This window comes from Phocaeicola intestinalis (genome assembly GCF_014837065.1).
Classification (GTDB): domain Bacteria; phylum Bacteroidota; class Bacteroidia; order Bacteroidales; family Bacteroidaceae; genus Phocaeicola; species Phocaeicola intestinalis.
Genome location: NZ_JACSPP010000011.1, coordinates 71704 through 80902 on the forward strand (window position 1 = coordinate 71704; position 9199 = coordinate 80902).

Consider the following 9199-nt stretch of genomic DNA (forward strand, 5'->3'; position numbering starts at 1 on the left):
CCACATTATTTATTATAAAAGACAAGACAATTTCATTGAACCGATAACTGAAAACCTTCATGCACTTAGCTACATTCTATATTCCACCAGCCGGAACATATATTCCACGGGCTGGAATGTACGTTCCATGGGCTGGAATATACATTCCACGCCGTGGAATATAGAATGGAACTAACTGTATACAAGAAACAAGCTCGTTGAAAACACATAGTGAGTGCCCGCAATCTGCCAAAATGCCCCAATTTACGAAAGGTGAAATCTATGGCGGCATGATGAAGGGATTCGCACAGGCTTTCGGCGATGCCCTGACCGACATGCCTACAGGCAAGGCTTCGGAAGTGGCATTCGGCACTACGCAGACTTGGGCAGGAATTCCGTTCGAGTTCCGTCACGGAGCGACATCCGATTTTCCGGGCGCAAGCATCCTGATAGGAGGCAAGGCTTATTATACGCACTGGACTCCGGCAAAGGCACACGTAAGCCATTTGCAGGTTTCTTCTCCGGCTGCCATTGATGCGGAAATAGCAGAAGCGAAAAAGTCACTGGCATCGGGAGCGGAACTGTTCATCGGCGGACACGGAGGTGCGGCAAAGCGCGATGCGGTAAAGTTCAAAATCGACTATCTGAAAAAGATGAAAGAGGTGCTCGGCAATAACCAGACGGCACAAGCCTTTACGGACGACATGAAGAAAGCTTTCCCCGGGCTGCCGGGAGAAGCCGGACTGGAAGAATTGAGTAAGGCACTCTACAAATAATAAATGTAATGCTTGAGGGTGTATCAAAATAGAAATGATATTTTGATACACCCTCAATAATCATTTTCCCGTATGGATATACTCCACGGCACGTTCCAACTGGGTGTCAATGCCTTGAAGCAAATTAACCCCATCGAAAGGCGCTTCAATGGTGGGAGGTATGCCGACACCCTCGTGGTTGACACCGTCAAGGTCCTTCATCATGGTCATGGTGGTATATACCTCCAGGATGTCGTTTATATTGAAATAGCCACCATAAAACTGATCAAATGCGATGTTGTCAGCCGCAATGGTACCTGTTCCCCCATGGGTCCGTTCGCCAATGAAGCAACCCTTAGGCAAGCCCAGCACGGCTAGGGTGGTCATCTCGGCCATGCTGATAGAATTCATGTCTGCCATCACTACTATAGGCACATCCAAATCACGGCTCCGCTCCGTTGGTTTCAACACTTCCGGAGTCCACGGCGTGTAATCCAACCGTCCGGGACCATTTTTCTGACGAGTATAAAACAACATTTTCTCCTCATCCACGAACTTACCCAACACTATCGGCAAATCCGACAGATTACCTCCGATATTGTGGCGTACATCGATGATGACCCCCTCGACCGTCGGATAGTTGTCCAACAGGTCGTGATAGTTCGCGACTATCTGATCAACGATATCACCTGTTCCGACATGTTCGGTCAACATGAACGACGACAAACGGAAATAGACGATATCCTCGTCCAAGATGCCACTGGCATAAAGCGCATTGCCTGATTCTGGAGCCAACACCAAGCGTGCGTCAGAAAATCTGCCTGCATCGTGCAAGCCTAACAACATATTTGCATAATCCTCCAGCGTCTGTTCATCAAAAGGATGATAATTAGGGCGCTGCTCTTTCCGTCCCTCTGCCGGACGATAAAGGACTGTACCCGAAGGAAGAGTTAGTGTCAATCCGAAATGCCCGTCAATCAATCCGGAAGACAACTCTTCCAACATTCCGAAAGCTTCCTCATTCGTTGCCTTATCGCTGAAACCTTTGTCCGCCAACGCATCAAATTGGGGCTTGTATTCGTCATACACGGCATCCCAGTCCGTCGGGTCGATGTCCCAAAACACGTAGTTATAGTTCATGCCCGACCAATAGGCATCGAACAACTGCGACCAATTATAAATATTTATATCAGTCCGCGGATTCTGCATATCGGGCATTTCGTCACGACAGGCGGCCAATACACACACGGCCATCAACACTCCGGCCATCAAACGTATCCTTGCTTTCATTTTATTCATCTTTTTATCATAATCGGTTCATTAATCACCCAAGGTAAACAGTACGCCTACTTGGAAAAGGAAAGTGTTCAGGTATCGCGGCACGCGATCCTTCATATAGTCTTTCTGCATATCGCTCAGGCTATGGTGGTAACGGCATTCGGCTACGACTGCCCATACGGGAGTGAAGCGATACTCCAGACCGACTCCCACCAAGGCACCTCCCTCAAAACGGTTGTCACGCCGGGAGTCGAATGCATATTTCTCATCATAGGTATACAAAATAGTATTGTCACTCACGTCAGAAGGATTTTCTACACCTTCAGGCTCAGAAAACATAGCAAATGTCGTCCCCTCGCGCCGGCTGGAGAGCCAGCCGCCTGCATAAAAACCCGCATCGAGGAAACCGCGCAACCGTTTGCCACCAAAGGAGAAACGGGCAAATACGGGCACGGACAAGTAATGATTGGTCATGTCCTCGTGCAACGGCTCGAAAAATCCCGAACGACGCATCCCGTAGTTCTTCTGTACATAGGACACCTCAGCCTGCACAGCCAACCAATCATTGAAAGCATACTGCACGGGTAAACCCGCCGTGAAACCACCCAAAGCCACATAACGCCGGTCATAAAAGTAACCGGACTCCGTGGTCAGCGAATTGTGCGTATAACCGGCTTGAAAACCAACACGCCACTGCGCCGCAACAGGTAACACCCCAACCACGGCAAACAGAAGTAAAAATAAGAATCTGTTCTGTCTCATAGATTTACATAAAATTTATCACAACCATTAAGAAGCTGTTTTGAATTTCTCCAAAAAGTTTTTCTTGGCTTGATGTATCCGTTTTCGTGTGTGCTTTGGGCGATTTTTTGGTCCTTTTCGCTCCTGTTCTTCGTCAGATAGCCCGCTATCTTCCTCATCACAGAAGCGAAAATGCCTCAAAAACTCATCCCAAATCATCACACGATAAATCCAAAACAGCTTCTAAAAGCATTATTGCATGCAGGCTCAAACCACCTTCCCATACGGAAACAAGTTCTCTACCAGTACGCACAAAATAATGCAAACACCGCCCCACACCTATATATAATAACGCGTAGGCTGGTCTTTTGCTGACTGTGTAAAGATAAGCTAACTTCTTGAAACAAATCATAAATATGCCGGACAAGAAGGTTCATTTTGTCAGTCATATAGTCTATTTTGTCCTAAACAACTGATTTACACTCACATGCAAAAAGCTTTTCCCGTAAAAGAAAATCCATATCTTCACCTAAAAGCATCTACAGAATGCATACGAACAGAAATATAGGTCTGCCCTACAAGCAATTTAGTAAAGCCACAGATATTCGCTCATTTTTTTCAAAAAAATATTCGCAGATAACTTAGAAGCTGTTTTGAATTTCTCCAGAAAGTTTTTCTTGTCTTGATGTATCCGTTTTCGTGTGTGCTTTGGGCGATTTTTTGGTCCTTTTCGCTCCTGTTCTTCGTCAGATAGCCCGCTATCTTCCTCATCACAGAAGCGAAAATGCCTCAAAAACTCATCCCAAATCATCGCACGATAAATTCAAAACAGCTTCTTACTTATACACAACAATGGTTACATTTTCGTAAGTATCTGATGTTCAAGTACCTACTTGTACGATTAAATTCCTCTTGGTAACTTTGCAGCACAAAAGGAAATAAAGGCACTTTTAGTAAGTAATAACTCATTAAACAAATAAGAGCTTATCTTTCCAAACTGGGCAAAACGGTAGAGACACGCATCACGGACTATCATGTGGGCGGAACCGGAAATCATGAGGTGGTGATGGCGGAAGGTATGCCCCAATTTACGAAAGGGGAAATCTATGGCGGCATGATGAAAGGATTCGCGCAGGCTTTCGGCGATGCCCTGACCGACATGCCTACAGGCAAGGCTTCGGAAGTGGCATTCGGCACTACGCAGACTTGGGCAGGAATTCCGTTCGAGTTCCGTCACGGAGCGACATCCGATTTTCCGGGCGCAAGCATCCTGATAGGAGGCAAGGCTTATTATACGCACTGGACTCCGGCAAAGGCACACGTAAGCCATTTGCAGGTTTCTTCTCCGGCTGCCATTGATGCGGAAATAGCAGAAGCGGAAAAGTCATTGGCATCAGGAGCGGAACTGTTCATCGGCGGACACGGAGGTGCGGCAAAGCGCGATGCGGTAAAGTTCAAAATCGCCTATCTGAAAAAGATGAAAGAGGTGCTCGGCAATAACCGGACGGCACAAGCTTTTATGGACGACATGAAGAAAGCTTTCCCCGGACTGCCGGGAGAAGCCGAACTGGAAGAATTGAGTAAGGCACTCTACAAATAATTATCGAATAAAACCAATCAGGAGTTAAAAGGGAGTTATAAGGAGTTATCGTCCGCCTGGCGGACTGGGAGTTAGACGCCAATACTTTTTGCATCGTTTTCAGAAGCAAGACTATTGACCTTTAACTCCTATAACTCCTGTGAAACATAACTACGTTTAACTCCTGATTCGCATAAATTATAAAATAATAAATACCCTCACTTTCCTGTCACGATACGTTTAATGTCATTCAGTTTGTTCAACGCTTCTATCGGTGTCAAGTTGTTCACATCCAGATGCAGGATTTCATCCCGTATCTGGCACAACACGGGGTCGTCAAGCTGGAAGAAGCTGAGCTGGACACCGTCTTTAGGAGCAGAAGCCTGTACCTTCGGACGCGACGCCATGCCTTCCTGCCGGTTCTCTTGCTCCAGACGGTGCAGGATTTCATCGGCACGCTTCACGATGCTTTGGGGCATGCCCGCCATTTTTGCCACATGAATACCAAACGAATGTTCGCTCCCTCCGCGCTCCAGCTTGCGAAGGAAAATCACCTTATTATTGACCTCCTTGACCGTTACATTATAGTTCTTGATACGCGGGAAGAGTGCTTCCATATCGTTCAACTCGTGATAGTGCGTGGCAAAAAGCGTACGGGCGTGGGCTTTCTTGTTCTCGTGGATGTGCTCTACGATAGCCCATGCAATGGAGATGCCGTCATATGTGGAAGTGCCGCGCCCCAACTCATCGAAGAGCACCAGGCTTCGGGGAGAGAGGTTGTTCAGGATATTGGCGGCTTCATTCATCTCGACCATGAACGTTGATTCGCCCACCGATATGTTGTCACTTGCTCCGACACGGGTGAATATCTTGTCCACCAGCCCGATATGCGCACTTTCGGCTGGCACGAAGCAGCCTATCTGAGCCAAGAGCGTGATAAGTGCCGTCTGGCGGAGCAAGGCAGACTTACCCGCCATATTAGGTCCCGTGATAATGATAATCTGTTGTGATTCCGTATCGAGATAGACATCGTTGGCAATGTATTTCTCGCCCACGGGCAATTGCTTCTCGATGACCGGATGGCGTCCTTGCTTGATGTCGAGCACATCATCGTCGGCTATCACCGGACGGATATACTTGTTCTCGCACGCCACATCGGCAAAGGAGAGCAGGCAATCCAGACGTGCGATTTGCGTGGCATTGATCTGGATAGCCGGAATAAACTCGGCAAGGTCTGCCACCAAGTCATTATAAAGCTTGGTTTCCAGTATCAGGATTTTATCTTCCGCCCCCAATATCTTCTCTTCGTATTCTTTCAGTTCCTGCGTGATATACCGCTCGGCGTTCACCAACGTCTGCTTGCGTATCCACTCGGCAGGCACTTTCTCCTTGTGTGCGTTCCGCACTTCGATGTAATAGCCAAACACATTGTTATAAGCAATCTTCAGGCTGGGGATGCCGGTCTGCTCGATTTCGCGTTGCTGGATTTGAAGCAGGTAATCCTTTCCCGAATAGGAAATGCGGCGCAGCTCATCCAGCTCGGCATTCACTCCGTCGGCTATCACTCCGCCCTTGTTCACCAGCAGAGGCGGGTCGTTCACTATCTCCTTCGCTATTTTATCCCGAATCGAGACGCAGAGATTCAACTGCTCCCCGATGCGCCGGAGGCTTTCGTTGTCCGCGTTCAGGCAGGCATTCTTGATGGGTTCGATGGCTTGGAGCGCCACTTTCAGCTGTACCACCTCACGAGGGGAGATACGTCCCACCGCGGCTTTTGATACGATGCGTTCCAAGTCGCCTATACGGTGCAGCTTCTCTTCGATAAAGTCCTTGAAGTCGGGCTCGCGGAAGAAATACTCCACTACATCCAGCCGGGCGTTAATCGGTTTTACTTCCTTCAAGGGAAACACCATCCAGCGTTTCAGCAGACGGGCACCCATGGGGCTGATGGTATGGTCTATCACGTCCAGCAGGCTGGTGCCTCCCTCGTTCATGCTGCCTATCAGCTCCAGGCTGTGCACCGTAAACTTGTCCAGCCGCACATAGCGTTCCTCCTCGATGCGTGCCAGCGAAGTGATATGCCCTATCTGATAATGCTGGGTCATGTCGAGGTATTGCAGGACAGCCCCTGCCGCGATGATGCCGTTCTTCAGATGCTCTACGCCGAAGCCTTTCAGGTTCTTGGTCTCGAAATGCTTCAAGAGTTTCTCGCGTGCCGAAGCTTCGGTAAACACCCAGTCATCCAACTCGAAGGTGAAAAACTTGCTTCCGAAATTGCCTTCGAACATGGGTTTCTTGCCCCGCTCGAACAACACTTCCTTGGGAGCGAAATTATTCAGAAGCTTGTCGATGTAGTCAAAAGGCCCCTCGGCGGTCAGGAACTCGCCGGTAGAGATGTCCAGAAAAGCGATGCCACACGCGGTTTTCCCGAAATGGATGGCGGCAAGGAAATTGTTCTCCTTATACGACAACACATTGTCGCTGATGGCAACGCCCGGCGTCACCAGCTCGGTAATGCCCCGCTTCACCAGCTTCTTCGTGGTTTTCGGGTCTTCCAGTTGGTCGCAGATAGCCACACGCCTTCCGGCACGTATCAGCTTGGGCAAATACGTATCGAGGGCATGGTGCGGAAATCCTGCCATTTCCACCGTCTTCGCCTGCCCGTTGGCACGCCTGGTCAAGGTTATTCCCAGTATTTGCGAAGCGGTCACGGCATCTTCGGAATAGGTTTCGTAAAAGTCGCCGCACCGGAAAAGCATCAGCGCGTCGGGATGCTTCGCCTTCAGGTCGAAATACTGTTTCATCATGGGGGTCAATACCACGTCATTATCTTTAGCCACTGTGTTGTCCTTTCTTTTATTAATGTGTTGTCCGTACCTGCAAAGGTACGAAAATTTCCCAAATATCTGCCTTCCGTGACGCAAGTATCTGCAACGCCCGGCGCAAGTACCTGCATGAACGGATGAACATAATAACGAAGCCTAGCTAATACTCATGCCGAGCGTACTATCACGGTTGAATACCTTGCTTGAAAAGGCATTCAAATGGTTTCCTATGCTCAAGGAGATGTTGAGAATGGAAAAGTTGTGCGCTACCATCGGCTTTACCAAAGAAATGATAGAGAACCTTTTGACAAAGAAAGAAGCTATCAGGTGCAATGGCAGGATTTATTCCGAAGAACACAGGCGGAAGTTTGACATCAAGAATGATATTTTCAAGGTGGAAAGGAATCCGAGCGATAACAATAAACTGGTTCTGACCATAAACAGGCAACCGATTGGTGAATGGTTCAAAGAACAGTTTGGCAAGTTAGGGCATGGTTTTCGGAAAGCACCTAATGAACCGAGAAAAGGAGGTGGATTTAGATTATAAACATTAATTCACTCGTATCGAACAGAAGGAGTAATCAAAAAATGTTGGTTGCTCCTTTTTTATTCCTATTTTTGTGCCGCCTAAGTAAATAAAGAATCACAGACAGGCATTTCCCAAATGAATAAAATCTACGATTTGTATGTCAAAAGAAGAAAAACTGAATATTAAAGAACAAAATGACACAGCGATGGGCATTAAAAAAGTAAAAGTAAGAATCATGTGCAATGATTTCTTACGGACAATTATTAAGTATGAATGTCGAGGCTTTGCAATTTTACTCTTATTACTATTTGTGAGTCTTAACGTTTCGGGGCAAGCTGTCTTGCTTGACAAAACGACCGGTCAACGTATATCATACGCACAGATTCTAAATAGCAAAGGGGCAGTCATAGGTACGACGGATATAGATGGTACATTACCTCAAGACTTGAACGATGAAGTTGTTACTATTCAGCATATTGCCTATAAGCCTAAAAGTGTTAAATCATCTCTATTTAAGGAGGATATCCCTATTTATCTAAACCCCATTGAGTATCAGTTGAACGCAGTAACAGTTACGGCGAAGAATAGAGAATATATTCATCTCAAGACTTACTTCAGAAGTTATCAATTGAATGATTCCTGTATGAAATATTTCAGGGATGGATATTTGGATTTCTTTATTGACACAAAACATAAAGATGCGGAAAGATTTGCAATCAAGATTCGTAACTTCCAAAACGATTCATTGATAGATATGGACAAGGAAAGAGCAAATACTCTTGTAGATAAATACATTTACACACCCAGTTTGGATGGTCTCACTCTAATGGAAACGTTGAAAAAAGAAGGTTGGAAATTTACTACTGATAGCATAGATAGCCGACTTCGATTAAATGAAGTGGTTGGAGGCGTAATAAGGATAGATACAATACAAAGAGTTTTACGAGTGGAATACGATGTACTTGCAACTAAAAAAAAGACTCCCAAAACACTTTTCGGTTACACTACTTGTCTCGAAAACTATTATCAGACAGAGAATTATATCTATAACTCGGAATATCAGTCTTATATGGATTTGATAAACAGAAAGAACTATAGAAAGTTGTTCTTTAGTCACAAAAAAGACATTAAAGAACAGATGATTGAAATCATTGATGAACTGTATGTGTTGGAACATGAGTATATTACAAAAGACGAAATGAAACTGTACAAAAAAACTTTGAAGTCAAAATTAGCCTCCCAAGTTAAGTGGAATATAGATAGCACAATAGTAACCCCATTAGCACCACAATTAGAGCAAGTATTAATAAATGACCTGTCGCAAGTTGAATAAAGATAGGGTTAGACAAATCATCAATACCGAGCGGAACTGTTAATGCCAAAATCAAGATAAGGGGCAAACTCAAGTAAGTTAAGCCCCCTTTCTTTTTGCTTCTTAATCGAGTAGGAGGTAAACACTAATCATAGGTGTTTATCTCCTATTTTCATGTTTACCGACCTCTCACACCACCGT

Annotated in this window: 8 protein-coding genes and 1 pseudogene; 4 read left to right on the forward strand and 5 right to left on the reverse strand. The window is 46.0% G+C overall.

Annotated elements, in window-relative coordinates; translation table 11 throughout:
- Positions 1-197 precede the first annotated feature (197 nt).
- Complete coding sequence (locus H9625_RS05605) at positions 198-755, forward strand: hypothetical protein (protein WP_317173077.1); 558 nt, start codon at positions 198-200, stop codon at positions 753-755.
- A gap of 60 nt (positions 756-815) precedes the next feature.
- On the opposite strand, the gene H9625_RS05610 is transcribed toward H9625_RS05605, so the two are convergent.
- From H9625_RS05610 to H9625_RS05625, 4 genes are all read right to left on the reverse strand, one after another.
- Positions 816-2024, reverse strand: coding sequence for a S41 family peptidase (locus H9625_RS05610; protein ID WP_191763354.1), 1209 nt, complete (start codon positions 2022-2024; stop codon positions 816-818).
- A gap of 30 nt (positions 2025-2054) precedes the next feature.
- Positions 2055-2774 (reverse strand): porin family protein, encoded by a 720-nt coding sequence (locus tag H9625_RS05615; protein ID WP_225226284.1) that lies wholly within the window; start codon positions 2772-2774, stop codon positions 2055-2057.
- Positions 2775-2801: 27 nt separating this feature from the next.
- A complete protein-coding gene (locus H9625_RS05620) occupies positions 2802-2972 on the reverse strand; it encodes a hypothetical protein (RefSeq protein ID WP_158098033.1) in 171 nt (56 codons plus the stop codon).
- Between the two features lie 367 nt (positions 2973-3339).
- On the reverse strand, positions 3340-3564 hold the full coding sequence (locus tag H9625_RS05625; RefSeq protein WP_191763356.1) for a hypothetical protein: 225 nt from the start codon (positions 3562-3564) through the stop codon (positions 3340-3342).
- Positions 3565-3789: 225 nt separating this feature from the next.
- Between H9625_RS05625 and H9625_RS05630 the strand changes: the two genes are divergently transcribed.
- A complete protein-coding gene (locus tag H9625_RS05630; RefSeq protein WP_317173078.1) occupies positions 3790-4353 on the forward strand; it encodes a hypothetical protein in 564 nt (187 codons plus the stop codon).
- A gap of 197 nt (positions 4354-4550) precedes the next feature.
- Here H9625_RS05630 and mutS read toward each other — a convergent pair whose 3' ends face one another.
- Positions 4551-7139, reverse strand: coding sequence for a DNA mismatch repair protein MutS (gene mutS / locus H9625_RS05635; protein WP_191763362.1), 2589 nt, complete (start codon positions 7137-7139; stop codon positions 4551-4553).
- A gap of 199 nt (positions 7140-7338) precedes the next feature.
- On the opposite strand from mutS, the pseudogene H9625_RS05640 reads away from it, so the two are divergent.
- Both H9625_RS05640 and H9625_RS05645 read left to right on the forward strand, forming a co-directional pair.
- Positions 7339-7704 (forward strand): annotated as a pseudogene (locus tag H9625_RS05640) (mobilization protein); the annotation flags it as partial.
- Positions 7705-7843: 139 nt separating this feature from the next.
- Positions 7844-9019 carry a hypothetical protein gene (locus tag H9625_RS05645; protein WP_191763358.1) on the forward strand — a complete coding sequence of 392 codons (1176 nt, stop codon included), beginning with the start codon at positions 7844-7846 and terminating at the stop codon, positions 9017-9019.
- The last annotated feature ends 180 nt before the right edge of the window (positions 9020-9199 follow it).